Here is a 26,005-nt window from a genome sequence, read left to right as displayed (position 1 = left end):
AAATCCGGCGGCGAACTTGACGACGCGCCGCCTCTCCCTAAAGGGGGTCGCATAGTACGAATCGTCCCGCAATTCTCGCCTGCCCGGAGCTTACCATGACCTTGTCTTCCGACCGCCTTGCGCCGATGGCGAATGCCATCCGGGCGCTGTCGATGGACGCGGTGCAGGCAGCCAACAGCGGCCATCCGGGAATGCCGATGGGCATGGCCGATGTGGCGACCGTCCTGTTCAGCAAGTTTCTGAAGTTCGACCCCGCCAATCCCAAGTGGCCTGACCGGGATCGCTTCGTGCTGTCGGCCGGCCACGGATCGATGCTGATCTATTCGCTGCTGCATCTGACAGGCTATGCCAGCCCGACCCTAAATGACATTCGCAACTTCCGCCAGATGGGCTCGGTCTGCGCCGGTCATCCCGAGAACTTCCTGATCGAAGGCGTCGAATGCACGACCGGACCGTTGGGTCAGGGCCTGGCGATGGCCGTCGGCATGGCCATGGCGGAGCGCCAGCTGAACGCGACTTTCGGTGACGAACTGGTGGATCACCACACATGGGTGATCGCCGGTGACGGATGCCTGATGGAAGGCATCAACCACGAAGCGATCGGTCTGGCCGGTACGCTGAAGCTGGGTCGTCTCAAGGTCCTGTGGGACAACAACAAGATTACCATCGATGGCGATACGTCGCTCTCCACGACCGAGGACATTCCGGCTCGCTATCGCGCGTCAGGCTGGGACGTGTTCGATTGTGACGGGCACGATTTCGACGATATCGAGCGCGCGCTTGCCGCCGCCGCCGCTTCCGACAAGCCCAGCCTGGTTTCCTGCCGTACGCTGATCGGCAAGGGCGCTCCCAACAAGCAGGGCGGTCATGACGTGCACGGCTCGCCGCTGGGCGAATCCGAGATCGCCGCAGCGCGCAATCATCTGCTGTGGACGTCCCTACCGTTCGATATTCCCGCAGAGATCGGCGCTGACTGGCATTTCGTCGGCAAGCGCGGCACGGCTACCCGCCAGGAGTGGGAAGCGCGGCTGGCGGGGAATGCCAACAAGGTCGAGTTCAGCCGCCGCATGGCGGGGGAACTTCCCGAACTGGGCGACATCCGCAAGGCACTGGCCGAATGGGTTGCGGGTGATGCCACCGTCGCCACCCGCAAGGCATCGGAAAACTGGCTGAACGTGCTGGCCCCGGCGATCCCTGAAATGATCGGCGGCTCCGCTGACCTTACCGGGTCGAACAACACCAAGGCCAAGTGCCAGGCGCCGTTCACGCCGGACGACTATTCGGGCCGCTACGTCTATTACGGCATTCGCGAATTCGGCATGGCCGCCGCGATGAACGGCATGGCGCTGCACGGCGGCGTGATCCCGTACGGCGGCACGTTCCTGATCTTCTCCGACTACTGCCGCAACGCGATCCGCCTGTCGGCGCTGCAGCAGACCCGCGCGATCTATGTTCTGACGCACGATTCCATCGGCCTTGGGGAAGATGGCCCGACGCACCAGCCGGTCGAGCACGTCATGTCGCTGCGCCTCATTCCCAACCTCTACGTCTTCCGCCCGGCGGATGCGGTGGAGACGGCCGAATGCTGGAACCTTGCTCTCGAAGCGCAGGAGACGCCTTCGGTATTGGCGCTGACCCGCCAGAACCTGCCGCAGTTGCGTACCTCGGGCGACATGCTGTCGGCGCGCGGCGCCTACACGCTGCGGGCGGCGGAGGGGGATCGCAAGGTCATCCTCATCGCCACCGGCTCCGAAGTGGAACTGGCGGTAAAGGTCCGCGATCAGCTGCAGTCGCAGGGGATCGGCGCGGATGTCGTTTCGATGCCGTGCATGGAATTGTTCGCCGCTCAGGATGAGGCGTACCAGCGCGAAGTGCTGCCGAACGATCCTTCGATCCTGCGCGTTTCGATTGAAGCCGGCATCACGCAGGGCTGGGAACGCTACACCGCATTCAGCCGCAACGGCGGCTTGAACATCGGCCTGGACCGCTTCGGCGCGTCGGCCCCGGCCAAGGTTTTGTTCGAGCGTTTCGGCTTCACCGCCGAAGCCATCGTACCCAAGATTCTGGATAAGCTCAGCGCCTAAGGAGGAGAATTTTCATGGCGACCAAGGTTGCGATCAACGGTTTCGGACGTATTGGGCGCAATGTCGCTCGCGCCATTCTCGAGCGTACCGACCACGACCTCGAACTGGTTTCGATCAACGACCTCGCGAGCGCCAAGGCGAACGCTCTCCTCTTCCAGCGCGACAGCGTCCACGGCCCGTTCGCCGGCACGGTCGAAGTCGATGGTGACGACCTTGTCATCAACGGCAAGCGCATCAAGGTGACGGCTGAGCGCGATCCTGCGAACCTGCCGCACGCCGCCAACGGCGTCGACATCGCGCTGGAATGCACCGGTTTCTTCACCGACAAGGCATCGGCATCGAAGCACATCGAAGCTGGCGCCAAGCGCGTTCTGATCTCGGCTCCGGCCAAGGGCGTCGATCTGACGGTCGTCTACGGCGTCAACCATGACAAGCTGACCGCCGACCATCTGGTCGTGTCGAACGCATCGTGCACCACCAACTGCCTGGCTCCTTTCGCCAAGGTCCTGCACGAAAAGATCGGTATCGAGCGCGGTCTGATGACCACCATCCACTCGTACACCAACGATCAGAAGATCCTCGACCAGATCCACTCCGATCCCCGCCGCGCCCGCGCTGCTGCGATGAACATGATCCCGACCAGCACCGGCGCCGCCGTTGCCGTTGGCCTCGTGCTCCCCGACCTGGCCGGCAAGCTCGATGGTTCCTCGATCCGCGTGCCGACCCCCAACGTCTCGGTCGTCGACCTGACGTTCGTACCCAGCCGCGACACCACGACCGAGGAAGTCAACTCGCTCCTCAAGGCCGCCGCTGATGGCGAACTGAAGGGCGTGCTCGGCTACACCGACGAGCCGCTGGTTTCGATCGACTTCAACCATGACGCTCACTCGTCGACCATCGACAGCCTGGAAACCTCGGTTCTCGAAGGCAAGCTGGTTCGCGTTCTGTCGTGGTACGACAATGAATGGGGCTTCTCCAACCGCATGGTCGATACGGCCGGCGTGATGGGCGGCCTGCTCTGAGTACGGCAATGGCGACGGGGCGGCTCATCGGTATCGCACGGCACGCAAGGCCGCGCGGCGCTATGGAAACGCTGCAATCCGTCGCCGTCACTGTCGCCGCGGGAGTCCAGGGGGACTTTCGCGGCGCGGTGCGTCCGGGGCGCAAGCCACGTCGGCAGGTCTCGTTGATCGAGATCGAAAGCTGGCAGGCAGCGATGGACGATCTGGAATTGAAGGGGCGCGATGCGCCAGCGTGGTATGCCCGCCGTGCGAACCTTTTGATTGAGGGGCTGCGCCTGCCGCGTGAAGCGGGCTACGTCCTGGCGATCGGGCCGACGGTGCGGATCGACGTGACCATGGAATGCGATCCGTGCAGCCGCATGGAAGAGATTGCTCCCGGCCTGAAAGCCGCCCTGACGCCGGATTGGCGCGGCGGTATTCTGGGCGCGGTGCTGGAAGGCGGCGACATTGCCGTCGGCGACGAGATAAGGATCGAAAGATGAGCGCTTTCAAGACTCTGGACGACCTTGGGGACGACCTTGGTGACGTGACCGGGAAGGTTGCGCTGGTGCGTGTCGATCTGAACCTGCCGATGCAGGATGGGGCCGTTACCGACGATACCCGCATTCGCGCCGCACTGCCCACGATCCTCGAACTGTCGGACAAGGGTGCGAAAGTCCTGCTGCTCGCGCACTTCGGCCGGCCCAAGGGCGAGCGGGTTTCGACCCAGTCCTTGTCCATGGTGGTCGGCGCGGTGGAAAAGGCGCTGGGCAAGGAAGTGATGTTCGTGCCCGAGATCGCCGGTCCCGTTGTGGCCCAGACAGTGGGCATCCTGCGCGCTGGCGATGTCGCGATCCTGGAAAACACCCGATTCTGGAAGGGTGAGGAAAAGAACGATCCCGAACTGGCGCAGGCGATTGCCGCCAATGCCGATTTCTACGTCAACGACGCGTTCTCCGCCGCGCATCGCGCCCACGCGACGACCGAGGGTCTGGCTCGCATTCTGCCCGCTTACGCTGGTCGTTCGATGCAGGCGGAGCTCGAAGCGCTCGACAAGGCGCTGGGCGCTCCGGTGAAGCCGGTGGCGGCAGTCGTCGGCGGCGCGAAGGTTTCGTCCAAGCTCGACGTGTTGAAGCATCTGGTGACGCTGGTCGATCACCTGATCATCGGCGGCGGCATGGCCAACACTTTCCTTGCTGCCAAAGGCGTAGACGTCGGCAAGTCGCTTTGCGAACATGACCTGACCGATACCGCTAACGAGATTCTCGCCAACGCCGAGGCTTCGGGCTGCACCGTACACCTTCCTTACGACGTTGTCGTATCCAAGGAATTCGCGGCCAATCCCGCGTCGTTGCGGACTTGCAACGTCCATGAAGTTGCTCCGGATGAGATGATCCTCGATGCCGGGCCGGCTGCTGCGGAAACGCTGGGCGATGTGCTCAAGACCTGCCGGACTCTGGTGTGGAATGGACCGCTCGGCGCGTTCGAGATGGCGCCGTTCGACGCGGCGACTGTCGCGCTCGCCAAGACGGCAGCGGCGCTGACAGTGGAAGGTTCGCTGGTGTCGGTTGCGGGCGGCGGTGATACGGTTGCGGCGCTGAATCATGCCGGGGTCGCGCAGGACTTCACCTATATCTCGACCGCTGGCGGCGCTTTCCTTGAATGGATGGAAGGCAAGGAACTGCCCGGCGTGGCAGTCCTCTCGGCCTGAAGGTAAGCATACGGATGCGGCGCGCATGACCATCGGTGACCATGCAGCCGCACCGCGCGCGAAGGCGGCGCCATGGGAAGGGCGCTATGGCACGCTCGACGGAATGCGAGGCATTGCCGCGCTGGCCGTCGCGCTGTTTCATTACAATATTTCGCAGGCCCCGCATGGTTATGTGGCCGTCGATTTCTTCTTCGCCCTATCTGGCTTCGTTCTGTGCCGGACCTATTTGCCGCGCTGGCAGGCGGGGCTGACGACCTGGGCTTTCATGAAGCAACGGGTCATCCGGCTCTATCCGTTGTTCATGGTGGGCATCGTCGTCACCACGCTGTCGGCGATTTCCAATCGCTTTACCGGGCAGGGCGACGTCTTCAGCTATACGATGATGGCCCGGGCATTGCCGTTCAACGTGCTGATGCTGCCGTCCCCGGTCACGAACACGCTGTTTCCGCTGAACGTGCCCGCTTGGTCGCTGTTCTTCGAACTCGTCGCCAATCTGGGACTGGTGCTGGTGCTGTTCCGGCTGCCGCGCGTAGCGCTGGTCGCGCTGACGCTGGCGGCGGCGTGGTGGTTCGCGCTGGCGGTGCTCGACAACGATGGCGGCAATCTGGGCGCGGTGTGGCACCAACTCGGCATTTCCATGGTCCGCACGACAATGTCGTTCACAGCCGGCGTTCTGCTCGCCTATCTTCCGTCGCCTCGGCTGCGACCGGCGGGATGGTTGGGGCTGGCATGCCTTTTCGCCATTGCGGCGATGCTGATGCTGGACCTGGGGTCCGTCCGCGATGCCTACTACGACCTTGCGTGCAGCATGATCGTCGCGCCGTTTCTGGTCTGGCTGGGCGCGCGGTGCGAACCGCCTCGCGCGATCGCGCCGGTCGCCTGGTTTCTGGGCGAAGTGTCCTATGCAGTCTACGCGGTGCATTGGGCGCTGATGGAGCCGCTGCGGTATTTCAAGGATGTGCTGGGCTATGACCCTGTGCTGATGGGTGCGGTCTATCTGGCGTGTTGCGTCGCGCTGGGATGGGCGGCGGTGCGCTGGGTGGACATACCGCTGCGGCGGCGGATCGCGGCAATGATGCAGGCCCGGACCATGCGCGGTCCGGCGCTTGCGAAACGCGCCGTGCCGAATTGAACCGAGATGCTCATTTTGCCGTAGTTGCGACCATGGCAGCGCCGGGATAATGGCGATTGCAAGTGCTGAAGAACTCAGGAGGAGAAACCATGCAGTATTCAGAGATGACGGCCAAGATGGCCGATGGTGACGGATTTATCGCCGCGCTCGACCAGAGCGGTGGCTCCACGCCCAAGGCCCTTCAGGGATATGGCGTGCAGGACGATGCATGGTCGACTGAAGAGGAAATGTTTGGCCTGATCCACGACATGCGCGCGCGGATCATTTCATCTCCCGCGTTCAACGGTGACAAGGTCATCGGCGCGATCCTGTTCGAGCGGACCATGGACGGCGAAGTCAACGGCGTGCCGACCCCGCAGGCGCTGTTGGCCAAGGGTATCGTGCCGTTCATCAAGATCGACAAGGGTCTGGAAGACGAAGCCAATGGCGTCCAGCTGATGAAGCCCAACCCCACGCTCGACACGCTGCTGGCGCGTTCGAAGAAGCTCGGCGTGTTCGGCACCAAGGAGCGTTCGGTCATCAACTCCGCCAACGCCGAAGGCATCGCCGCCGTCGTGAAGCAGCAGTTCGAAGTCGGTCTTCAGGTCCTCGGCCACGAAATGATGCCAATCATCGAGCCGGAAGTGAACATCAAGAGCGCTACCCGCGCCGAGTGTGACACGATCCTCGCCTCCGAGATTCTCAAGAACCTCGACGCGCTGCCCGAAGGCAAGCAGGTCATGCTCAAGCTATCGCTGCCGGTGGTGCCGGGCACGTTTGACGCGCTGGTCGATCACCCCAAGGTGCTCCGCGTCGTCGCGCTTTCGGGCGGCTATGCCCGTCCTGAAGCTTGCGTCGAACTCGCAAAGAACAAGGGCATCATCGCCAGCTTTAGCCGCGCGCTCCTGGCTGATCTGCGCTCGCAGATGAGCGACGAGGAATTCGACGCTTCGCTGGGCGGCGCGATCGACGAAATCTATCAGGGTTCGACCAAGAAGGCGGAAGCGGCTGCTGCCGCCTGATCCTTCGGGTTCAATCAAGATGGGAAGGCGGCGCTCGAAAGGGTGCCGCCTTTTTCGTTAGGGCCTAGTAACCGCCCATGAAACGGAAGCCGAACCGATAGTCGGAGGCGTTGACCGCTCCGTTCTTGCCTGCCCCCGCGACTTTGTCGGGGCGGATCTCGACCAGTTCCAGGGCGCCGTCTGCCACCGTGATCGGACGACCCGAGGTTATTTCGACGATCCCGCCAGTGCCGCTGTCGATCCGCAGGCGGAGCCGAACCTGACCGGCCCACACGCAGCGGGCGTTCATCGGGCAGCGGCTGTCTTCCAGCACTTCCAGCGGGGTGATGCGCGGTCCGCTCACCGTGATCGTCTGCCCCAGCGCGGCGAAAGTCAGTGGTGTGCCGGATGGCCGGGCAGGCAACTCGGGTGTGTAGGGCTGGGCAGGCGGGGCCGGTTGCGTCGGGGCGGGCGGATAATAGTCCGCAGGCGGTTGCGCGGGATTGGCCATCGGCGCGTACGGAACGGTCGCTGCCGGTCGCGAGGCAGGAGCGGCGGGCGCTGGTATGTCGTATGCGGCATATGCTCGTGATGGATCGGCCGCCGGAATGATCGTGCATCCTCCCAGGGTACCCGCCATGGCGAGCGCGAACAGCAGGCCGGGTTTGCCCGCCTTGGTAATCGTCATATTCATGGCCACCATGCAAACACATCCACGCCTGAACGGTTTCGGAACGCTTGGCCTATGTGCCGCACGCAGCTACAGCAACCCGCATGACCGATGAAATCCCCCGCGAACCCACGCAGCTATACCTGATCTCTCCGCTCGATGTTACGGGGACATTTGCCAACCGACTTGCTCGCGCTCTGGACGCCGGGCCGGTCGCGGCCTTCCAGTTTCGGGTCAAGGACGTTGACCAGCACGAGGCAGCCCGGTTGGCAGAGCCATTGCAGCGCATCTGCGCGGACAAGGAAGTGGCGTTCATCGTCAACGATTCGATCGGTCTGGCCAAGCGCCTCGGCGCGGATGGCGTGCATCTGGGGCAGGACGATGGCTCGATCGAGGAAGCGCGCGACGCGCTCGGCCGCGATGCCCAGATCGGCGTGACGTGCCATGACAGCCGCCACTTCGCGATGGAAGCAGGGGAAGCGGGTGCGGATTATGTCGCATTCGGCGCGTTCCATCCCACCACCACCAAGGCGACCAAGCACGTCGCCGGGCTAGACCTGCTGGAATGGTGGCAGTCCATCTTCGAGATCCCGTGCGTCGCGATCGGCGGCATCACGCCGGAGAACTGCGGCCCGATCGTGCGCGCCGGGGCGGACTTCACCGCCGTATCAGGCGCAGTCTGGCAGGGTGACGAGGAAGCTGCAATCCGCGCGTTCCATCAGGCGATCGCAGCCGAGTTCTAGGCGGATACCCTGCGCTTCAGGATCCACTGGCAGCGACTTCACGGCTTTCGCCGCCCAGCCATTGGCGGACCACCAGATAGCGGCCATGCAACGCACCGTGGTCCTGCACGCCGAAGCCGAGAAGGGTGCCTTCGTGCCCTTCGGCGGCGGGCAGCCATTTGACCTGCTCCAGACCGATCCGCATGCCTTCGCGCGAAAGGTCGGTCGCGCGGGCGATTCCTTCGGCGACGAGGCGGCCCAGATCGTGCCCCTTGGCGATGGCGAGGGCCTGCTGGCGCGGTGCACGCAACGTTTCTATTTCGGCCTGAAGCGTCAGGTTGCCGTCCGACTGGAGGTCCACGTAAAACCAGCCTTCACAGGCGCGGGCGAAGGCTGCTGTATATCCGCACATCCCGGCGGTATTCATCATGTTGGGACCGTCCCACCCGTCCGCGACAAGCTCCCTGGCAACGGCCATAGCGGACGGTCCTGATCCCAGATAGACGATGCCGTCCGGTGCTGCCTCCAACAGATTGTCGACGCTGGTGGCAGCATCGTCGGCGAGCGGCGATAGGCTCTCCTGTGCGACGATGGCGATTCCCAGGGCCTGTGCTTCGCTCTCGAGATATTTGAGCTGGCGCGTGCCGATGGGCGACATGTCGTAGGCGACGGCCAGCCGCCGACAGCCGAGTGAGGCCATGTGCCGGGCGATCACCAGCGATTCGTCTTCATGGCTGCCGACCTGATGCTGGAACATATGGCGGCCCCGGGCTCGCTCCGCCCCGGACGAATTGATCGTCGGTATCCGCAGCTGTTCGGCGAGCGGCAGCACGACCATGGCGTTGTCACCGATGGTCGGCCCGACGATCAGGTTGACGCCCGCGTCCGCCAGCTGGCGATAGGCCTGCTCCACCGCCTCCGCCGTGCCCGAGGGGAGGCCGAGCGCATAAGCGTGCACGAATTCTACCTTCGCGGATAGACGGTCAGCGCCGCGCAGGGTGGCGATCTCCCGCTCCAGCCACGCGGTGACATCGCCCGGAATACCGTCCGCATCGTCATGGTCGGAAAAGTCTGCCGTGTCGTTCAGGACACCGACCCTGATGATCGCCTGCGCCGTGTGTGGCACGCTTCCTGGCACGCAGTTCCTCCCGGCAACGGCCAGCGCGCACCGTGCGGCGGCAAGCCTCGTCGCGGCTAGGAATGACCCAGCGCGCAAAAGGCTGCATTAACGGTGTGTCAGTTGTGCGCGGTCAGCACACAGCGCAGTTCGCCGTCGGTCCCGTCCGGCTTTACCTGACGCAGGAACGTGGACGATACGCGGTGCAGTTTCAGCCCCTTGAGCTTGCCGCCGGTCATCGTCACCCGGTCGCCGACCAGCAGGTAACTGCCACGAATCCCGCCAGCCTTGTAGCTGGAGGAATTGACCACCTTGAACGCCTGTTCCGGCACCGGCGTCCCCGCGGGGCCAGTGGCGTCGCCCGGCATCTCGCAGGTGTAGGTGCCGAGCGTCAGCGTGCCGATCGGGCCGCCCGGGACCGGCCGCAGCGGTGTCGTGTCGGCGGCACATCCGGTCCCGGCGAAAGCCAGTGTTGCGGTCAGGAGAGCCAGGGGCAGGGTGAACGAGGTGGGGACAGGGCTGCGCTTCATGGCGATTGGCTAGCATTGGCGCGAAGCAATTGCCATGCCTCGCTGCCTCGTCTAAGGGCGCAGGCTTTCCAAGGGTCGTCCACGGGCTGCGTTTGTGGCTTGTCTGGCAGTGACCCTATCGTCCAGCTCTTTCGCATTGAAGGCAAAGCACCATGAAGATCAGCGGCGTCGACATCCGTCCCGGCAATATCCTTGAGTACGAAAAGGGCATCTGGAAAGTTGCGAAGACGCAGCACACCCAGCCCGGCAAGGGCGGCGCCTTCATGCAGGTCGAGATGAAGAATCTGATCGATGGCCGCAAGACCAACGTGCGTTTCCGCAGCGCCGACACGGTCGAGCGAGTCCGTCTCGACACCAAGGACTTCCAGTTCCTGTATGCCGAGGGCGAGGAACTGGTGTTCATGGACATCGAAAGCTACGAACAGATCAATCTCCCCGCAGACCTTCTGGGCGATGCCGCCGCCTTCCTTCAAGATGGCATGCAGGTTCTGCTCGAAATGTGGGAAGAACGTCCCATCTCTGTGCAGTTGCCCGAGCAGGTCGAAGCCACCATCGTGGAAGCCGACGCCGTCGTTAAGGGTCAGACCGCCTCGTCCAGCTACAAGCCGGCGATTCTCGACAATGGCGTTCGCGTGATGGTGCCGCCGCATATCGGCAGCGGTACCCGCATTATCGTTGACGTCTATGAAAAGACGTACGTGAAAAAGGCTGACTGATGCGCAATTTCTTCGTTACCCTTGCCACTGCCGGGCTGGTTCTTGCCAGCCCCGCGATCGCCGCGCCGAAGAAGGCGGCTCCCGCCAAGACTGCGCCCGCCGCTCCGGCGGCGACCGGTGCGGACGCTGGAAACGCCGAGCGTTCCGAGCATGCGGTGCTGTACCTGAAGGTGCTGATCAGCGCCCTGCAGTCCGAACAGATCAAGGAAGATGCCAAGACGGCGCTCGTCGCGTGTCTCTATGGCAACTCGCTGGGCAAGATCACCGAGGAGATGGACAAGGTCATCGCCCAGAACGCCGACAAGGTTCATCGCGACAAGCCGGGTGAAGTCCTGGCCGTGATGACCGCCGTATGCGGCTTCAAGGGCGATCCCGCCAATGCCGCGCCCGCCGCGAAGGCCCCGACCGGGCGCTGATAGACGATAGGCCGGCGCGTCCACCCGGGCGCGCCGGATACAGGAGCACAATACAGTCATGGCCGCCATTTCCGGTCTCATCCGCGTCATAGAAAAAGCGGCCCGCAAGGCCGGCAGCCGCCTGCGTCGCGATTTCGGCGAAATCGAGCACTTGCAGGTCAGCCGCAAGGGACCGGCGGACTTCGTGTCCAAGGCGGACCAGGCTTCGGAACGCACCATCTGGGACGAACTGCGCGCCGCGCGGCCGGACTGGGGGTACCTGTTCGAGGAAGCGGGCGAGATCGAGGGCGATCCCACCAAGCCGCGCTTCATCGTCGATCCACTCGACGGAACGACCAACTTCCTCCACGGCATCCCGCATTTCGCGATTTCGATCGCGGTGCAGGAACCGCGCCTCGACGGCCGGGGCTGGGGCGAAGTGACCGCCGGGCTGATCTACAACCCGGTGACGGACGAGAGCTATTGGGCGGAAAAGGCGCGCGGCGCCTGGCTGCAGGATCGCCGTCTGCGCGTATCCTCGCGCCGCCATCTGGACGAGAGCCTGATCGCGACCGGTATTCCCTTCGCCGGTCATGGCGATGCGGGGCAGTGGACCCGGATCTATCACGCGCTGGCACCGCAGGTTGCGGGCATTCGCCGCTTCGGTTCCGCCGCGCTTGATCTCGCGTGGGTGGCGTCGGGCCGCTACGAAGGCTTTTGGGAAGCCGACCTCAAGCCGTGGGACACGGCAGCGGGTTGCCTGCTGGTGCGTGAAGCCGGCGGGTTTGTCTCGGATTGGAAGGGACGTTCCGCTCCGTATCACGATACCGAAATCCTGGCCGGTAACGACGCGCTGCATTCACGTCTTCACAAGCTGGTCGTGGGCGCTCTCAAGGACTGAGCGCCGTTCTCTCAGCTGTCGAGATAACAAGGGCTGCGGGAAACCGTGGCCCTTCGTTTTTCAGCGCGGGGGTTAAGTCATTATTCCTGCGCAAACGGGCTTGAACACTGCGTCTCCCGCGTCTAAGCGTCCGGCGCCTGATCCGTGCCCCTGTGGCGGAATGGTAGACGCGAACGACTCAAAATCGTTTGTCGAGAGACGTGCCCGTTCGAGTCGGGCCAGGGGCACCACACCGCGTATCGGCGGGCATCAGATCATCAGTGCAAGCCGGTCAGCCACTCCGCGATCATCGCCCGTCCAGCTGCGACGGCGCCGGGGCCAAGCTGTTCGTGCGATCGGCGAAGCGCCTGCGGGCAGCCGCCTGCTTCCACAACATCGTCCGGCCACTGCTCGATCCATTCGTCGAAGCGCGGGTCTTCGCCCATCTCGGCGTGGAATTGCAGCGCAAGAAGGTTCTTTCCGCGCCGAAAAGCCTGATGCTCGTACGCGGGGCTGGACGCCAGAAGTTCCACGCCCTCGGGCTTGGTGAACGTGTCGCCATGCCAGTGAAGCACCGGCACATCCTGTACGTGACGCAAGGGTGTGTCGGCCGCGCCGGGGTGAATTTGAACGGGATGGAAGCCGATTTCCTTGGACGGCCCGCGATGGACCTCAGCGCCCAAGGCACTGGCGATCATCTGGGCACCGAAGCAGACGCCCAACGTGGGCCGATCGGTTTCCAGCCGCAATGCCAACCGTCGAAGCTGGCAGCGGATCCAAGGATGCCGGTCCTGCTCGTACACGCCCATCGGCCCGCCCATCATGATCAGTAGATCCGGCTCTCGCAAATCGAGCGTGGCGAATTCCGGGTCAGCCACATCTATACGCGTGACATCGTATCCCGCGTCTTCGATCGGCTGGCGATAACCGGCAACCCCCTCGTGGGGAACATGGCGGATGATAAGAGCAGTCTTCACGTCAGTTGTTCTGGCATACCTTGAATGAACGGGCGACATCGGGGCAGGTCGGAGACACCTTCCCGATGCCGCCCGAACTTGTCAAAGGCCAAGTCGGGACCAAAAGTCCCCGGCGCTTTGAATGGAGGGTCCGAAGCTTGCGGGTACAGGCTCCACGCTGCGCCGCCACGATGGATGCGTGAAGCGAGCTTGCGGCGCGGCCGTATTCCGCAGGACTCGGGATGTGATCGGTCGAAGGGTATCTGACATTTCGTATCTCCTTGGCGGAGGCACGAAGCCGGTGTTGTCACCTGGGTTTCGTGCGCTTTAGCGGTTGGTGACGCGGAGCAAGCTGACAGCTATCAAATGCCGCGGAACGGGAAGCGGACCTTCCGTTCGAGAATTAATCTACTCAATCAGTAGAGAATGTCGATTTGAAGTTTCTATAGGGGTGGCGAGAAAAACTTTAGCGGTTGCATGGGAACCGGCTGCGGCTGTCGTGCCAAAGGGGTGTGCCAAACCGGGCCAAGGGTGTAAGGGCCACCGACACCTCCCACTACAGGGGCTGATGACGGAGGGGCGGGAATGTCGCTGGTGGCGACTTATGCTGTCAAGGTAACCGACAGTTTACGCCTTTGCACTAGGCAGTCCCCATAGCCGGACCCCGGCTGCGAAGGATGCGCTAGCGACGATGATTCGTCTGTTCAAACATTACATTCCGCACGCGGTCGTCCTGCTCTGGCTGGTGGACGTGCTGTTGCTGGGGATCGCCAACGAGATTTCGTGGCGGTTGCGGGCGCAGCAGATCGGCATAGATCCGGCGCCGCTGCTGGATCGTCTGGTCGCCCATGGCGCGTTTGCCGCCGTCATTTCGCTGTCGATGATCTCCGTCGGTGTCTACGGCGGCGACGCGTTGCGATCGAAGCGCTTCGCCGCCGCGCGATTACTGGTGGCGATCTCGCTGGGCGTCATCGCGCTGTCGTTTGCTGACTTTCTGGTCGGCGGGCAGAATTTCTGGCGCTCGACGCTGGCCTACTCGATGGGCATTGCGATCATCGTTCTGATCGCCAACCGCTTGCTGCTCGGTGCGTTCTTGGGCGCTAACTCGTTTAGGCGGCGTGTTCTGGTCCTGGGTGCGGGCGATCGGGCGCAGCGGTTGCGCCTCCTTGGAGAGCGGCCGGAGAGCGGGTTCGCGATCGTCGGCTATATCGCGATGAGTGATGGCAAGCCGGTGGTCGAGGAAGCGATCGCGCGCAGTGCCATCCACAATCTCACGCGTTATGTCGAAAACCTGGGCGTCAGCGAAGTGGTGCTGGCGCTGGAAGAGCGCCGCAACGCCTTGCCCCTGAAAGACTTGCTGCGCATCAAGACCGCTGGCGTCCACGTCAACGAATTTTCAAGCTTCCTTGAACGTGAGACGGGGCGCGTCGATCTCGACACCGTCAATCCCAGCTGGCTGATCTTCTCGGACGGTTTCTCCTCAGGACGGGCCTTTTCCAGCGCCGCCAAGCGCCTGTTCGACATCGTCGTCGCGGCGCTGCTGCTGGCGATCACCGCGCCGGTGATAGTGCTGTTCGCCATCCTCGTGAAGATCGACAGCAAGGGGCCTGCGTTCTACCGCCAGCCGCGCGTCGGCCTGTTCGGGGAGTGTTTCGACGTCATCAAGCTGCGTTCCATGCGCACCGATGCCGAAGTGGCCGGGGCGCAGTGGGCATCGAAGGACGATCCGCGCGTCACCCGCATCGGCCGCTTCATCCGCAAGGTGCGTATCGACGAACTGCCGCAGTCATGGTCTGTCCTGAAGGGTGAGATGAGCTTCGTCGGCCCCCGACCCGAGCGGCCCGAGTTCGTCGCCGATCTGGAAGAACAGCTGCGCTACTACGCCGAGCGCCACATGGTAAAACCGGGCATCACCGGCTGGGCGCAGATCAATTATCCGTATGGCGCGTCGATAGAGGATTCGCGGCACAAGCTGGAATACGATCTCTATTACGCCAAGAACTACACGCCGTTCCTTGATTTCCTGATCATCCTGCAGACCTTGCGGGTGGTTCTGTGGAGCGAGGGCGCGCGCTGATGCTGCTCGGCCCGGCCAGCTTGTGGATGACGACCGGTGTGGTGCTGAACCTGACCGGTGCGATCGCGCTGGCGAGCGCCGGTATCTGGCTGATCCCCCGCCGCGAGCGGTTCGGACGCGCGGGATCGGCGATGGTGGTGGCGCTTTTCCTGACCGCGTTGTGGAGCATTTCCGGCACGGTCGCCGATGCGTCCACGACGATGGCTATTGCCCCGTCGATCGCGGAGACAGCACGCAACCTTGCGTGGCTGTGGGTCATCTACCGCCTGTTCGCCAGTGATGGCCGCCATGCCAGCTTGGCGCCGATCCGTCCGGTGATCGTTGCCCTGGCCTTCGTCGAACTGCTGCATCTCACAGTCGATTTCAGTATGTTGGGTGTGGAGATCGATGACCGCGGGATGCGCACCGCGTTCGATTTCAACGTGATGTTCCGCTTGCTGGTGACTGTGGGTGGGCTGGTGCTTGTCCACAATCTCTACGCCGGTGCCCCGCGGGATGCGCGCGCCGCCCTGCGCTGGCCGGCAGGCGGGCTGGCGGCGTTGTGGGCGTTCGACCTCAATCTTTACACGATCGCTTATCTTGCCGATTCCTGGCCGCAGGAAATCGCGGCGTTGCGCGGGCTGGCGACGCTGGCGCTGGCGGCCTGCGTGATCATCGGCGCGGCGGCCAATCGCGAGGAACTGCGCATCCGTCCTTCCCGCACGGTGACGTTCCAGACGTTCTCGCTGCTGGTGATCGGTGTCTACCTTGTGGCGATGGTCGCCATCGCGCAATGGCTTTCCTATGTCGGTGGCAATTTCGCTCGCCTGATCGAGCTGGCGTTCCTGACCATCGCGTCCGCGCTGGCGCTGGTCGTCCTGCCTTCACGCCGGGTTCGCGGGTGGCTGAAAGTCATCCTCGCCAAGCATTTCTTCCAGCACCGTTACGACTATCGCGAGGAGTGGCTGCGCTTCACCCGCACCATTGGCACCGGGGGGCAGCAGTCGCTTCCCTTGGGCGAGCGCGTGGTGCAGTCCATGGCGGACGTGTTCGACAGCCCTTCCGGCCTGCTGCTGACTCCGACCGATCAAGGCGACATGACACTGGCGGCGCGGTGGAACTGGCCGGAGATCGAAGTGCCGTCGCTGGCCATTCCGCTCAGCGGTCTGGGCCATTTCGAAGCGACCGGCTATATCGCCGATCTTGACGACGTGCGGGCGGGCACATACCGGCGTTCGAAAGGGGCGGGCTGGCAAGGCGATATTCCTGCGTGGCTGACACACGATACCCGCGCCTGGGCGCTGATCCCCCTGGTTCATTACGAACGACTGGTCGGCATGGTCGTGCTGGCAAGGCCGCAGATCGCTCGTAAGTTCGATTGGGAGGATTTCGACCTTTTGCGCGTGATCGGGCAGCAGGTGGCAAGCTATCTCGCCGAAAACGCGAGCCAGGAAGCGCTGGCGGAATCAGCGCGCTTCGATGACTTCCACCGCCGGATTGCGTTCGTGATGCACGATATCAAGAACCTTGCGAGCCAGTTCAGCCTGCTGGCGCGCAATGCCGAGCTCCATGCCGAGAAGCCCGCTTTCCGCGCCGACATGCTGGTGACGCTGCGCAATTCGTCGGACAAGCTGAATGCGCTGCTCGCCCGGCTTTCGCGCTATGGCGCCGGGTCGGTCGACAAGCTTGAAGCTGTGTCCGCCGGTCAAGTGCTGGGCGTAGTGATGGACCGGTATCGCGCGATGCCGCACGTCCGCGTCACCGGCACGCGCGACGCCGTGGTCACCGCCCACCGCCATTCGCTCGAGCATGTGCTGATGCACCTTGTCCAGAACGCCATCGACGCCAGTGCGCCGGACAGTCCGGTGCTGATCTCGCTGACGGTCGACTGGGCGGATGCCCGTTTCGAAGTTATAGACTGCGGCTGCGGGATGAGCGCGGACTTCGTGCGTGGCCGCCTGTTCAAGCCCTTCGTGTCGACCAAGCCGGGCGGCTTCGGCATCGGCGCGTTCGAGGCACGGGAACTGGTGCAGGCGATGCGCGGACGGCTCGAGGTGGAATCGCGCGAAGGGTTTGGCTCACGCTTCATCGTCCACCTGCCGCTTGCCGCAACACGCGATGTTCCCCTTTCCATACCCGTGCACGACCAGAAGGTAGCATGATGACCGATACCGCCGACCGGTTGCCCAAATTGCTCATCGTCGAGGACGATGCCGGGCTGCAGGCGCAATTGAAGTGGGCGTACGAGGATTTCCAGGTCTTCGTGGCAGGCGACCGGGCCAGCGCCATCGCGCTGCTGCGTTCGGAAATGCCCGATGTCGTCACGCTCGACCTCGGCCTGCCTCCGGATCCGGACGGGACGACCGAAGGTTTCGCGGTTCTGGACGAGATCATGGCGCTCAAGCCCGACACTAAAGTGGTCGTGGCGTCCGGCCATGGCGCGCGTGAAAGCGCGTTGCAGGCGATCGCGCGCGGGGCTTACGATTTCTACCAGAAGCCGGTCGATATCGACACGCTGGGACTGATCGTGCGACGCGCGCTGCATCTTCATCGGCTTGAGGAGGAAAACCGCAAGCTGGCCGGGCGGGTCGAAAAGGATGAGAAAGTCCTCGGCCGGATGATCACCGCCGCGCCGGAAATGGTCCGCGTCGCCCGGACGATCGAGCGCGTTGCCAACACCGGCGTCTCGGTGATGCTGCTGGGCGCGAGCGGCACCGGCAAGGAATTGCTGGCGCGTGGCCTCCATGACGCGAGCAGCCGGGCCAAGCGGGAATTCGTGGCGATCAATTGCGCAGCGATCCCGGAAAACCTGCTGGAAAGCGAACTGTTCGGCCACGAGAAGGGCGCTTTCACCGGCGCGGTCAAGACCACGCCGGGCAAGATCGAGCAGGCCGCAGGTGGCACTCTGTTTCTGGACGAAGTGGGCGACATTCCACTGCAGCTGCAGGTGAAGCTGCTGCGGTTCCTGCAGGAACGAGTGATTGAACGGGTCGGCAGCCGCGAATCCATTCCGGTCGACACCCGCGTCGTCTGCGCCACGCACCAGAACCTTGAAGCGATGATCGCGGAAGGCCGTTTCCGGGAAGATCTTTACTATCGGCTTGCCGAAATCGTCGTGCGCATTCCCAGCCTGGCCGAACGCCCCGGCGATCCCACGCTGCTCGCCAAGGCGTTCCTGAACCGCTACGCCAAGGAAATGAATCCGCGCGTGCGGGGCTTCACCGGCGAGGCGCTTGCCGCGCTGGATGCTTGGCGCTGGCCGGGCAACGTGCGGGAACTTGAGAACCGGGTGAAACGCGCCGTGATCATGGCCGACGAGAAGCTGGTCAGTGCCTTCGACCTCGATCTGGCCGAGCCGGACGAGCAGACCGTCAACGCTCTCAACCTGAAGACCGCGCGCGAACAGTCGGACCGCAAGGTGATCCGTCACGCCCTGGCCCGCAGCGAAGGCAATATCTCCAGCACCGCCAAGATGCTGGGGATCAGCCGCCCGACGTTGTATGACCTCCTCAAGCAGTACGATCTCCAACCCTGAGCGGCCTGTCCCGCGCCGACGCCGCAGACACGCGCGCCGGCAGCGAAGGATCGGCGGCCCGTGGTTGATCGCGCTTGCGGTGGTGCCGTTGGCGTTCCTGGCGACTGTGCTCGTCTATGTCTATGTTCGCGGGGATGGCGGTTCGCAAGCCGCCACTCCGCGACAGGAACTGATCCATCAGGCCCGGCGAGCCTTGCGCCGTGGTGATGGCATCAACGCAGAGATGAAACTGCGTGCTGCGCTGGAGCAGGGAGTGCCCGCGCCCGACGTCAACGCATTGATGGGCGAGGCGATGCTGGCGCAGGACCTGCCGGATCGGGCGCGGGCGTGGCTGGAGGGCGCGCGGTTTTCGCCGGGCACCGCAGCCCTCGGCTGGCGCACACTTGCCAAAGTGGAGATGGCGCAGGAACGCTTGCCCGCCGCCGGGCGTGCGTTCGATCGCGCTCTGGCGATCACTCCCCGCGATGCTGCACTATGGGTGGAGATCGGGCGGCTGCGCTATGCCGGTGGCGAGCACACGCTGGCGATAGAAGCAGCGGACCGCGCGCTGTCGTTCGATGCGGACAACGTGCGCGCGCTGGAGTTTCGCGGGCAACTGGTGCGCGATCGGTATGGACTGAAAGCCGGTATCCCGTGGTTCGAGCGCGCCATCGTCGTCGATCCCACGGACGTGCCGGTGCTGCTGGAATACGCCGCTACGCTGGGCGAACTGGGCCGTGCGCGCGATTGCGTGACCATCACGCGCCGGGTTCTGGAACTCAACCCCGGCAATCCGCGCGCCTATTACCTCCAGGCGGTGATCGCCGCGCGGGCATCCAATTACGTCTTGGCTCGGGGACTGCTGGCGCGCACCAGGGGAGCCTTGGACGACGTGCCGGGGGTACAAATGCTGCGCGGGGTGGTCGAACTGGAAGGCGGCAACTACGCGGCGGCTGCAGAGGCGTTGGAAGACCTCCTTCGCGCCCGGTCGGACGACATGCACGGTCGTGAACTGCTGGCCCGTGCCCTGACGCTATCCGGGCAGTATCGTTACACGACGCAGCGTTTCGCCGATGACATCGAAGCCGACCGCGCCTCTCCCTATCTGCTGACCACGGTGGCGCGGGCGTGGGAAATGCTCGGCGACCGGCAGCGGGCGGGGGAACTGCTGGATCGTGCCGCGATGCCCGACATGCGTGGCTTTCGCATTCTGGCCCATGGTGGTGGGGTGAGCGACCGGCTGCAGGACGGTGCGATGCAGGCAGCCCAGTCTGCCGCCGACAGCGCCATGCTCTCAGCCCCCGGTTCGTACGATGCGCGGTCGATGGCGGGCGACGTGCAACTGGGGCAGGGCAGGGCCGCTCAGGCTCAGGCTTTTTACGCGCAAGCGGCGGAAATACGCATGCCGGAAGATCTGTTTGTGCGCCGGGTCGATGCCTATGCCAAAGCGGGAGATTGGGGCGGGATGCGTGATCTGGTGGAGGGGACCTTGCGCCAGAGCCCGACCAGCCGCGCGGTGCTGCAGGCCGCCGTGCAACTGGAGATCCACGAAGGCGATATGCGCCGTGCGGGCGCCATTCTCGCTTGGCTGCGCGCGAACGGAGGCCAGCGCGACGTGCGCCTGCTGCTCGACATCGCCATGGTGAACCAGCGGTCGGGCCACGGCAAAGCGGCGCTTGCCGCGGCTACCGACGCCTATCGCCTGCAACGATCCAACCCGCAGGCGGCGCAGATGCTGGGATACGTTCAGGCAATGGCCGGAACGCAGCCACGCCAGGCTCGCGCCTTGCTCGACAAGGCGGAGGCGATCATGGGCGTGACGCCGATGATCGCTGCTGCACGAGCCAGAATGGACGCGCGCTAGGCCTTTTTGGGCTGGTAGGTCTGCTCCACGCCGGGGAAGCTGCGGGCGCGCACTTCGGATGCGTAGTCGGCGGCGGCCCGCGCAATCACGCTGGCGACGTCGGCATAGCGTTTGACGAAACGGGGAACGCGTTCAAACATGCCGACCATGTCTTCGGTGACGAGGACTTGCCCGTCACACTCGGCAGAACCGCCAATGCCGATCGACGGGCACGAGATTGCGCGCGTCGCCTCGATCGCGATGGGTTCCACCACGCCTTCGATGACAATGGAAAACGCCCCCGCATCGTCCAGTGCCCGCGCATCGGTGACGATCTTCTGCGCTTCCGCATCGCTGCGGCCCCGCGCGTTGTAACCGCCCAGAACGTTCACCGCCTGCGGGGTCAGGCCGATATGGCCCATCACCGGGATGCCGCGCTCGGACAGGAACGCAACCGTGGGTGCCATCGCCGCGCCGCCCTCCAGCTTCACCGCCGCGCAACCGGTTTCCTTGAGCAGTCGTGCCGCATTTTCAAAGGCTTGCTGCGGCGATTGCTCGTACGTCCCGAAAGGCATGTCTACCACGACGGCGGCATGATAGCTGCCGCGCACGACCGCTGCGCCATGGGCGATCATCATTTCCAACGTGACGGGAACGCTGGATGGCAAGCCGTAGATCACCTGCCCCAGGCTGTCCCCCACCAGCAGCAGATCGCAATGTTCGTCCAGCAACTGGGCTTGCCGCGCGGTGTAGGCGGTGAGCATCACGATCGGTTCCGCCGTCGTTCCATCCACCTTGCGGCGGCGAATGGCGGGGATCGTCAGGCGCTTCATCGGCGCGGGGGTGGGGTTGGCGCGGCTGGTGGCCGTGTCGATCTGGAAAGTCGTTGACATGCAATCGCTTCTAGCGTGCTGGGCCAACTATGCAAAGCTGGGGGAACACGGTGCGTTGGCCCTTGCCAAAGGCCCGCTTGCCGCTAGCCTTCCGCCATAAACGAATTCAGGGGTCCACATAATGTTCGGACGCGTAAAGCCGCTGGACGCCATTCTGGCGACGGCAGAGAAAAAATCCCTTCACAGGTCGCTTGGGGCCTTCCAGCTTACGATGCTGGGCATCGGCGCCGTCATCGGCACCGGTATCTTCGTTCTCACTGCAGAGGCCGCACAGAAGGCCGGCCCCGGCATGATGGTCTCATTCGCCATTGCCGGTTTCGTCTGCGCCGTGGCCGCCCTTTGTTACGCAGAGATGGCGGCCATGGTCCCGGTTTCAGGTTCCGCCTATACCTACAGCTATGCGGTCATGGGCGAGACGGTAGCCTGGATGGTGGGCTGGGCGCTGATCCTGGAATACGCGATCGCCGCCGGTGCCGTGTCGGTAGGCTGGTCGGGCTATTTCATCGGCTGGCTCAACACCAGTTTCAATCTGAATATCCCGCTCGAATTCGTGCGTGGACCGTTCGATGGCGGCATCATCAACCTGCCGGCGATGGTAATCGCGGCACTGGTTACCGCGCTGCTGATCAAGGGTACCAAGGAAAGCGCCACGGTCAACGCGGTGCTGGTCGGCGTCAAGATCCTCGCGCTGATCATGTTCGCCGCCCTGACGATCCCGGTGATCAAAAGCGGGCAGTTCACGCCGTTCGCGCCGCTGGGATTTGCGGGTATTTCCGGCGCGGCGGCCTCGATCTTCTTTGCCTACGTCGGGTTCGATGCGGTGTCGACGGCGGCGGAGGAAACAAAGAATCCACAGCGCAACATGCCGATCGGCCTGATCGGCAGCCTTGCGATCTGCACGATCTTTTACGTTCTCGTTGCCGCCGGTGTGATCGGCACCGTGGGCGCGCAGCCGGTGTTCGGCCCCGGCGGTGAAGCGCTTTCGCCCGGCACCCCGGCACTGGCACAGGCGTGCCAGTCCATTCAGGATAACGCGGTCGTCTGCTCTAAGGAAGCGCTCGCCTGGACATTGCGCCAGGTGGGCTATCCCTTCGTGGGCTGGCTGGTGGGCGCTGCAGCCATCATCGCGCTGCCATCGGTCATCCTGATGATGATGTTCGGGCAAACCCGCATCTTCTTCGTGATGAGCCGTGACGGCCTGCTGCCCGAGTTTTTCTCGAAGGTTCACCCGCGCTTCCACACCCCGCACGTCATCACCATGTTGACCGGTGTGTTCGTGGCGCTGTTTGCCGCTTTCTTCCCGGTCGGCCTGCTGGCAGACGTTTCCAACTCGGGCACTTTGTTCGCGTTTGGAGCGGTATCGATCGCCGTGCTTGTGCTGCGCCGCACGGACCCCAGCCGCAAACGGCCTTTCCGCACCCCGCTGGTGAAGGTGGTCGCGCCGCTATCGATTATAGGCTGTATCTACCTGTTCTTCAGCCTTTCGCTCCACACGATTTCGCTGTTCATCGGCTGGGCGGTAATCGGGCTGATCGTCTATTACGCGTACAGCCGCAGCCGCAGCCATGTGGGGCGGGGCGTGATCGACGTTCCCGAAACCGACGCGGATGTCCCGCCGCAGCCGGTTCCGCCGCTCTGACGCGGGCGAAGATGTCTGTATAAAAAAGGGGAGCGCCGCGAGGCACTCCCCTTTTTTTGTCCACTGCTCATGCCGGCCTATGCCGACATTATCCACAGTATCGCCAACAGGGGTTAAAGGCGCCCCATGGCAAGCGTCTCTGCTGTCATCGCATCGACCATGCCCTGGCGCGCTTCGATCTTCTCGCCGTTCAGGAAGGTGATGATGTCGTTGGCCAGCCGCTCGGTCTGGGTGGCGAAGACGCCGTGCGGTTCGCCTTCGTACTCGACCAGATCGGCCGAGGGCACTTGAGCGGCGACGACCCGGCCCGTGGCCTCGATCGGAACCGTCGCGTCCGCCGTGCCGTGGATCACCAGCGTGGGAACATTGAAGTGCGCTAGGTCCGGCCGAAAGTCGGTATTGCCAAAGGCCGCCGCCGCCTGAAGCGTGGCGTATTGCCCGGCTTGCATGGCGGTCTGCCAGGCCCAATGCAGTTCCTCGTCGCTCACGGGATGGCTCAATAGGCCAACGCCGTAGAAGTCCTTAAAAAAGCCGGTGAAGAACTTGCGGAAATCGGTCTTCATTCCGTCCGTCATTTCCTGAAGGGTCTTTTCGGGCACGCCTTTAGGGTTGTCGTCGGTCTGGCGCATGAACGGCACAACCGAGGAAATGAGGACCGCCTGGCTGACCCCGCGGCCGCCATGGCGGGACATGTACCGCGCGATCTCGCCACCACCCATCGAAAAGCCAACGAGGGCAATGTCATCAGTGGCCCCGGACGCTTGCATCACGTCGGCGAGATCGTCCGTGAAAGTATCGTAGTCGTAACCCGTGGGAGGCTGGTCAGACCGTCCGAAGCCGCGCCGATCATAGGCGATGGCGCGAAAACCAGCTTCGGCCAGCGCGATCATGATCGGGTCCCAGGAATCGGCGGACAGTGGCCAACCGTGCAGCAATACTACGGGTCGGCCTTGCCCAAGGGTCTTCACCCGCAGATTGGTGCCGTCGCGCGTCTGGATCATCGTCATCGAAAAATCTCCTTCAACGCTGATAGTGCAGGGCAATTCGCGACGTTCCGCTGCCATCCTGCACAATCGTCACGGCGTGGCGCGGGCAGGACAAGGCGAGAGGCATGCGCGATAAGGCGTCATTAACGATCGCGTGGCAGACTTGCTCTAACATCAACCGGTGCGGGCAAAACGCCATGGCATTCATAAAAGCTTTGATACCGGGGGCACTGCTGACGTGGCTTGTGTCAGGCGTCATCGGATCGACCGGATCGCGAGGCGGCATGCTCGCCATCGAGCACGTCTTTATCAGCGGACACGGGTTCTACTGGTCCTGGGCGCTTTTTCTGGCTGCGACAGGTCTGGCATGGGCGATCTTTGCGATGCTGGATTCCTGAAGCTCCGACGCCTGAAACGATCTTCTTGCGGACGGCTTATGTCCGCATGGCTTTTCCTCCCCTCGATCGTATTGCCCTGATCGTTCTGCTCGCCGCTTGCATTGTCGTCGCCGGTCGCAGCTGGCTGCGCGATCATCCGCAGCATGACCCTTGGGCACCCCTGACCCTGGGCGATGGAGCGGGCTGGACCACGTCGCGCAAGCTGGCTGCCTTGCGCGACGACCGCGAGCAATGCCGCGCTTTCCTTGAGCGCAGCGACATCGCGATCACTGCGCTCCCCCTTGCGGGCGAGGGAACCTGCCGCCGCGCCGACCGCAAGGTGCTGGCCGCGCCAGCCGCTCTGGATGTTGCGCTCCGACCGCGGGGCGCACAGGCGACCTGCGCCATCGACGCCGGTCTGGCATGGTGGCTGCGCAACGGGGTGCAACCCGCAGCCGAAGCGACGCTCGGCAGCCGGGTCGTCCGCGTCGAGCATCTGGGCACGGCCAATTGTCGCCGGATTGGCGGGGGGGACAAGGGCAACTGGAGCGAACATGCGACCGGTAACGCGATCGACATCTCCGCGTTCGTGCTGGCCGATGGACGGCGCATCTCCGTGTTCAAGAACTGGAAGGCGAAGGGCGCCTTGGGGAGAGATGCTGCGGCGTTTCTCCATCAGGTGCGCGATGCTGCCTGCACCAGTTTTTCCACGGTGCTGTCACCCGACTACAACGCCGCTCATGCCGACCATCTCCACCTCGATCAGGCAAGCCGTGGCTCCGGCTGGACCGCGTGCCGATGATCGCTGCTCAGTCGTCCAGAGCGGCGCGAACCGCAGTCAGGTCTGCTTCTGGCCGCCGCCGCGTGAGTTCGTCGGCAGTGGCCACCGCCATCGCCTTGTAAGGGGGAAGCAGGGTCGGGCAATCCGCCATCATCGCAGCCTTATGGCGCGAAAGGGTTGCCGCGTCGCCTCTGAGAACAGGCCCGGACAGCGCATCGAACCCGCGCTCCAGGGCATTCTCCAACGCGGCCCGAACCAAGGGGGCGAGAAGGGGAGCAGGCTCGTCCACGCCAGCCGCACGCAGGGCATCGAACGCGCCGCTCATCAGTGTAACCAGGTGATTGGCCGCATGGCACAGCCCCGCGTGGTAGAGCGCTCGCGCCTCGTCCGGCACGTCCACTGCCGTGCCGCCCAGTGCCTCGACAAGCTGCCGCGCAAGGGCGGACGCCGCAGGGGTTGAGGCTGAGACGGCAAAGCGCGCGGACCTCATGCGCGCAACCTCTGCGGCGGGATCGCCAGTGAAGGTCATCGCCGGATGGATCGCGGCAGTCAGCGCGCCTCGTTCGCGCACCTTGTCCAGAACCTGCAAGCCGCTCGCCCCGCTGACATGCGCGATCAAAGGACTGCCGTCCCATCTGGCTATGCGCGCCATGTGCTCGACGACGTCGGGTATGGCATCATCCGCCACCGCGATGATGATGACGTCGCAGCCGCTGATGAGGTCCTGTAGCGATGGGGATGGCTCCGACGCGGGAATGGCCTTCGCTGCAGCGACGGTGTTTTGCGGGGAGCGTCCCCAGATCATGACTGGTGCACGTGAATGCGGGGCCAACCCGAGTGCCAGTGCGCGCGCGACGCGGCCGGTTCCGATGATGCCAACGCGCGAAAAGGGTGCCGAACCGGTCATGACTCAGGCCCTAGCGCCCCCTGACAAGGCAAGCCATCGTGAACTCTCCAGCAAGCGCCAGACCGCGCCGCTTCAACACAATATTAGCAAATTAACCTTAACCATCTCCTGACGG

24 protein-coding genes and 1 tRNA gene are annotated in these 26,005 nt (G+C 63.9%); 18 read left to right on the top strand and 7 right to left on the bottom strand.

What is annotated here, in order from left to right:
* Positions 1-95: 95 nt before the first annotated feature.
* The 6 genes from tkt to ACZ1JM_RS08295 all read left to right on the top strand — a co-directional run bounded on the left by tkt (position 96) and on the right by ACZ1JM_RS08295 (position 6,929).
* On the top strand, positions 96-2,084 hold the full coding sequence (gene tkt, locus ACZ1JM_RS08320) for a transketolase (RefSeq protein WP_465134360.1): 1,989 nt from the start codon (positions 96-98) through the stop codon (positions 2,082-2,084).
* 14 nt (positions 2,085-2,098) lie between these two features.
* Positions 2,099-3,106, top strand: a complete 1,008-nt coding sequence (gene gap, locus ACZ1JM_RS08315; RefSeq protein WP_465134359.1) for a type I glyceraldehyde-3-phosphate dehydrogenase — start codon at positions 2,099-2,101, stop codon at positions 3,104-3,106.
* Positions 3,107-3,168: 62 nt separating this feature from the next.
* On the top strand, positions 3,169-3,588 hold the full coding sequence (locus tag ACZ1JM_RS08310) for an MOSC domain-containing protein (RefSeq protein WP_465135018.1): 420 nt from the start codon (positions 3,169-3,171) through the stop codon (positions 3,586-3,588).
* Positions 3,585-4,796 carry a phosphoglycerate kinase gene (locus tag ACZ1JM_RS08305; RefSeq protein ID WP_465134358.1) on the top strand — a complete coding sequence of 404 codons (1,212 nt, stop codon included), beginning with the start codon at positions 3,585-3,587 and terminating at the stop codon, positions 4,794-4,796. The genes ACZ1JM_RS08310 and ACZ1JM_RS08305 overlap by 4 nt, the downstream gene beginning before the upstream one ends.
* Positions 4,797-4,821: 25 nt before the next feature.
* Positions 4,822-5,928 (top strand): acyltransferase family protein, encoded by a 1,107-nt coding sequence (locus ACZ1JM_RS08300; RefSeq protein WP_465134357.1) that lies wholly within the window; start codon positions 4,822-4,824, stop codon positions 5,926-5,928.
* Positions 5,929-6,017: 89 nt separating this feature from the next.
* A complete protein-coding gene (locus ACZ1JM_RS08295) occupies positions 6,018-6,929 on the top strand; it encodes a fructose bisphosphate aldolase (protein ID WP_465134356.1) in 912 nt (303 codons plus the stop codon).
* Between the two features lie 64 nt (positions 6,930-6,993).
* Here the strand turns inward: ACZ1JM_RS08295 and ACZ1JM_RS08290 are convergent, their stop codons facing one another.
* Positions 6,994-7,602 carry a hypothetical protein gene (locus ACZ1JM_RS08290; RefSeq protein WP_465134355.1) on the bottom strand — a complete coding sequence of 203 codons (609 nt, stop codon included), beginning with the start codon at positions 7,600-7,602 and terminating at the stop codon, positions 6,994-6,996.
* Between the two features lie 80 nt (positions 7,603-7,682).
* Here ACZ1JM_RS08290 and thiE point away from each other — a divergent pair, with 80 nt between their 5' ends.
* Positions 7,683-8,321, top strand: coding sequence for a thiamine phosphate synthase (gene thiE / locus ACZ1JM_RS08285; protein ID WP_465134354.1), 639 nt, complete (start codon positions 7,683-7,685; stop codon positions 8,319-8,321).
* Positions 8,322-8,337: 16 nt separating this feature from the next.
* On the opposite strand, the gene ACZ1JM_RS08280 is transcribed toward thiE, so the two are convergent.
* Both ACZ1JM_RS08280 and ACZ1JM_RS08275 read right to left on the bottom strand, forming a co-directional pair.
* On the bottom strand, positions 8,338-9,426 hold the full coding sequence (locus ACZ1JM_RS08280) for an ABC transporter substrate-binding protein (RefSeq protein WP_465134353.1): 1,089 nt from the start codon (positions 9,424-9,426) through the stop codon (positions 8,338-8,340).
* A 110-nt stretch (positions 9,427-9,536) separates the two neighbouring features.
* Positions 9,537-9,947 carry a hypothetical protein gene (locus ACZ1JM_RS08275; protein ID WP_465134352.1) on the bottom strand — a complete coding sequence of 137 codons (411 nt, stop codon included), beginning with the start codon at positions 9,945-9,947 and terminating at the stop codon, positions 9,537-9,539.
* A 152-nt stretch (positions 9,948-10,099) separates the two neighbouring features.
* Between ACZ1JM_RS08275 and efp the strand changes: the two genes are divergently transcribed.
* From efp to ACZ1JM_RS08255, 4 genes are all read left to right on the top strand, one after another.
* Positions 10,100-10,663, top strand: coding sequence for an elongation factor P (gene efp, locus ACZ1JM_RS08270; RefSeq protein WP_465134351.1), 564 nt, complete (start codon positions 10,100-10,102; stop codon positions 10,661-10,663).
* Positions 10,663-11,079: a hypothetical protein gene (locus tag ACZ1JM_RS08265; RefSeq protein ID WP_465134350.1), complete on the top strand. Its 417-nt coding sequence runs from the start codon at positions 10,663-10,665 to the stop codon at positions 11,077-11,079. The genes efp and ACZ1JM_RS08265 overlap by 1 nt, the downstream gene beginning before the upstream one ends.
* Before the next feature lie 58 nt (positions 11,080-11,137).
* The gene (locus ACZ1JM_RS08260; protein WP_465134349.1) at positions 11,138-11,959 is read left to right on the top strand and encodes an inositol monophosphatase family protein; all 822 of its coding nucleotides are present in this window, start codon (positions 11,138-11,140) and stop codon (positions 11,957-11,959) included.
* A 146-nt stretch (positions 11,960-12,105) separates the two neighbouring features.
* Positions 12,106-12,189, top strand: a tRNA-Leu gene (locus ACZ1JM_RS08255).
* A gap of 27 nt (positions 12,190-12,216) precedes the next feature.
* On the opposite strand, the gene ACZ1JM_RS08250 is transcribed toward ACZ1JM_RS08255, so the two are convergent.
* Positions 12,217-12,915, bottom strand: a complete 699-nt coding sequence (locus ACZ1JM_RS08250) for a glutamine amidotransferase (protein WP_465134348.1) — start codon at positions 12,913-12,915, stop codon at positions 12,217-12,219.
* Between the two features lie 670 nt (positions 12,916-13,585).
* Between ACZ1JM_RS08250 and ACZ1JM_RS08245 the strand changes: the two genes are divergently transcribed.
* The 4 genes from ACZ1JM_RS08245 (at position 13,586) to ACZ1JM_RS08230 (ending at position 20,328) form a co-directional block, all read left to right on the top strand.
* A complete protein-coding gene (locus tag ACZ1JM_RS08245; protein WP_465134347.1) occupies positions 13,586-14,971 on the top strand; it encodes a TIGR03013 family XrtA/PEP-CTERM system glycosyltransferase in 1,386 nt (461 codons plus the stop codon).
* Positions 14,971-17,112, top strand: a complete 2,142-nt coding sequence (gene prsK, locus ACZ1JM_RS08240) for an XrtA/PEP-CTERM system histidine kinase PrsK (protein WP_465134346.1) — start codon at positions 14,971-14,973, stop codon at positions 17,110-17,112. The genes ACZ1JM_RS08245 and prsK overlap by 1 nt, the downstream gene beginning before the upstream one ends.
* The gene (prsR, locus tag ACZ1JM_RS08235) at positions 17,112-18,485 is read left to right on the top strand and encodes a PEP-CTERM-box response regulator transcription factor (RefSeq protein WP_465135017.1); all 1,374 of its coding nucleotides are present in this window, start codon (positions 17,112-17,114) and stop codon (positions 18,483-18,485) included. Before prsK ends, prsR begins: the two co-directional genes overlap by 1 nt.
* Before the next feature lie 64 nt (positions 18,486-18,549).
* Positions 18,550-20,328, top strand: coding sequence for a tetratricopeptide repeat protein (locus ACZ1JM_RS08230; RefSeq protein ID WP_465134345.1), 1,779 nt, complete (start codon positions 18,550-18,552; stop codon positions 20,326-20,328).
* On the opposite strand, the gene panB is transcribed toward ACZ1JM_RS08230, so the two are convergent.
* A complete protein-coding gene (gene panB, locus ACZ1JM_RS08225; protein WP_465134344.1) occupies positions 20,325-21,200 on the bottom strand; it encodes a 3-methyl-2-oxobutanoate hydroxymethyltransferase in 876 nt (291 codons plus the stop codon). The genes ACZ1JM_RS08230 and panB overlap by 4 nt on opposite strands.
* Positions 21,201-21,318: 118 nt before the next feature.
* Here panB and ACZ1JM_RS08220 point away from each other — a divergent pair, with 118 nt between their 5' ends.
* A complete protein-coding gene (locus ACZ1JM_RS08220) occupies positions 21,319-22,839 on the top strand; it encodes an amino acid permease (protein WP_465135016.1) in 1,521 nt (506 codons plus the stop codon).
* Between the two features lie 113 nt (positions 22,840-22,952).
* On the opposite strand, the gene ACZ1JM_RS08215 is transcribed toward ACZ1JM_RS08220, so the two are convergent.
* Entirely contained in the window at positions 22,953-23,846 is an 894-nt protein-coding gene (locus ACZ1JM_RS08215) for an alpha/beta fold hydrolase (protein ID WP_465134343.1), read from the bottom strand.
* Positions 23,847-24,022: 176 nt separating this feature from the next.
* Between ACZ1JM_RS08215 and ACZ1JM_RS08210 the strand changes: the two genes are divergently transcribed.
* Together ACZ1JM_RS08210 and ACZ1JM_RS08205 are read left to right on the top strand one after the other, a co-directional pair.
* A complete protein-coding gene (locus ACZ1JM_RS08210) occupies positions 24,023-24,223 on the top strand; it encodes a hypothetical protein (protein WP_465134342.1) in 201 nt (66 codons plus the stop codon).
* Positions 24,224-24,269: 46 nt separating this feature from the next.
* Positions 24,270-25,004 (top strand): extensin-like domain-containing protein, encoded by a 735-nt coding sequence (locus ACZ1JM_RS08205; RefSeq protein ID WP_465134341.1) that lies wholly within the window; start codon positions 24,270-24,272, stop codon positions 25,002-25,004.
* Positions 25,005-25,011: 7 nt separating this feature from the next.
* Here the strand turns inward: ACZ1JM_RS08205 and ACZ1JM_RS08200 are convergent, their stop codons facing one another.
* Complete coding sequence (locus tag ACZ1JM_RS08200; RefSeq protein ID WP_465134340.1) at positions 25,012-25,890, bottom strand: Rossmann-like and DUF2520 domain-containing protein; 879 nt, start codon at positions 25,888-25,890, stop codon at positions 25,012-25,014.
* Between the last annotated feature and the right edge of the window lie 115 nt (positions 25,891-26,005).

It is taken from the genome of Novosphingobium sp. BL-S-24 (assembly GCF_055521575.1).
The sequence above is the reverse complement of the archived record's forward strand: the minus strand, read 5'-3'. Positions and strand labels throughout refer to the sequence as shown.

Excerpts from the sequence above, each read along its gene's own strand:
- ACZ1JM_RS08205 (WP_465134341.1), top strand. The coding sequence starts at position 24,270 with ATGGCTTTTCCTCCCCTCGATCGTATTGCCCTGATCGTTCTGCTCGCC.
- prsR (WP_465135017.1), top strand. The coding sequence starts at position 17,112 with ATGACCGATACCGCCGACCGGTTGCCCAAATTGCTCATCGTCGAGGAC.
- ACZ1JM_RS08275 (WP_465134352.1), bottom strand. The coding sequence starts at position 9,947 with ATGAAGCGCAGCCCTGTCCCCACCTCGTTCACCCTGCCCCTGGCTCTC.
- ACZ1JM_RS08200 (WP_465134340.1), bottom strand. The coding sequence starts at position 25,890 with ATGACCGGTTCGGCACCCTTTTCGCGCGTTGGCATCATCGGAACCGGC.
- ACZ1JM_RS08310 (WP_465135018.1), top strand. The coding sequence starts at position 3,169 with ATGGAAACGCTGCAATCCGTCGCCGTCACTGTCGCCGCGGGAGTCCAG.
- prsK (WP_465134346.1), top strand. The coding sequence starts at position 14,971 with ATGCTGCTCGGCCCGGCCAGCTTGTGGATGACGACCGGTGTGGTGCTG.
- gap (WP_465134359.1), top strand. The coding sequence starts at position 2,099 with ATGGCGACCAAGGTTGCGATCAACGGTTTCGGACGTATTGGGCGCAAT.
- ACZ1JM_RS08210 (WP_465134342.1), top strand. The coding sequence starts at position 24,023 with ATGGCATTCATAAAAGCTTTGATACCGGGGGCACTGCTGACGTGGCTT.
- efp (WP_465134351.1), top strand. The coding sequence starts at position 10,100 with ATGAAGATCAGCGGCGTCGACATCCGTCCCGGCAATATCCTTGAGTAC.
- ACZ1JM_RS08245 (WP_465134347.1), top strand. The coding sequence starts at position 13,586 with ATGATTCGTCTGTTCAAACATTACATTCCGCACGCGGTCGTCCTGCTC.
- thiE (WP_465134354.1), top strand. The coding sequence starts at position 7,683 with ATGACCGATGAAATCCCCCGCGAACCCACGCAGCTATACCTGATCTCT.
- ACZ1JM_RS08215 (WP_465134343.1), bottom strand. The coding sequence starts at position 23,846 with ATGACGATGATCCAGACGCGCGACGGCACCAATCTGCGGGTGAAGACC.
- panB (WP_465134344.1), bottom strand. The coding sequence starts at position 21,200 with ATGTCAACGACTTTCCAGATCGACACGGCCACCAGCCGCGCCAACCCC.
- ACZ1JM_RS08265 (WP_465134350.1), top strand. The coding sequence starts at position 10,663 with ATGCGCAATTTCTTCGTTACCCTTGCCACTGCCGGGCTGGTTCTTGCC.
- ACZ1JM_RS08305 (WP_465134358.1), top strand. The coding sequence starts at position 3,585 with ATGAGCGCTTTCAAGACTCTGGACGACCTTGGGGACGACCTTGGTGAC.
- ACZ1JM_RS08300 (WP_465134357.1), top strand. The coding sequence starts at position 4,822 with ATGACCATCGGTGACCATGCAGCCGCACCGCGCGCGAAGGCGGCGCCA.
- ACZ1JM_RS08290 (WP_465134355.1), bottom strand. The coding sequence starts at position 7,602 with ATGAATATGACGATTACCAAGGCGGGCAAACCCGGCCTGCTGTTCGCG.
- tkt (WP_465134360.1), top strand. The coding sequence starts at position 96 with ATGACCTTGTCTTCCGACCGCCTTGCGCCGATGGCGAATGCCATCCGG.
- ACZ1JM_RS08295 (WP_465134356.1), top strand. The coding sequence starts at position 6,018 with ATGCAGTATTCAGAGATGACGGCCAAGATGGCCGATGGTGACGGATTT.
- ACZ1JM_RS08260 (WP_465134349.1), top strand. The coding sequence starts at position 11,138 with ATGGCCGCCATTTCCGGTCTCATCCGCGTCATAGAAAAAGCGGCCCGC.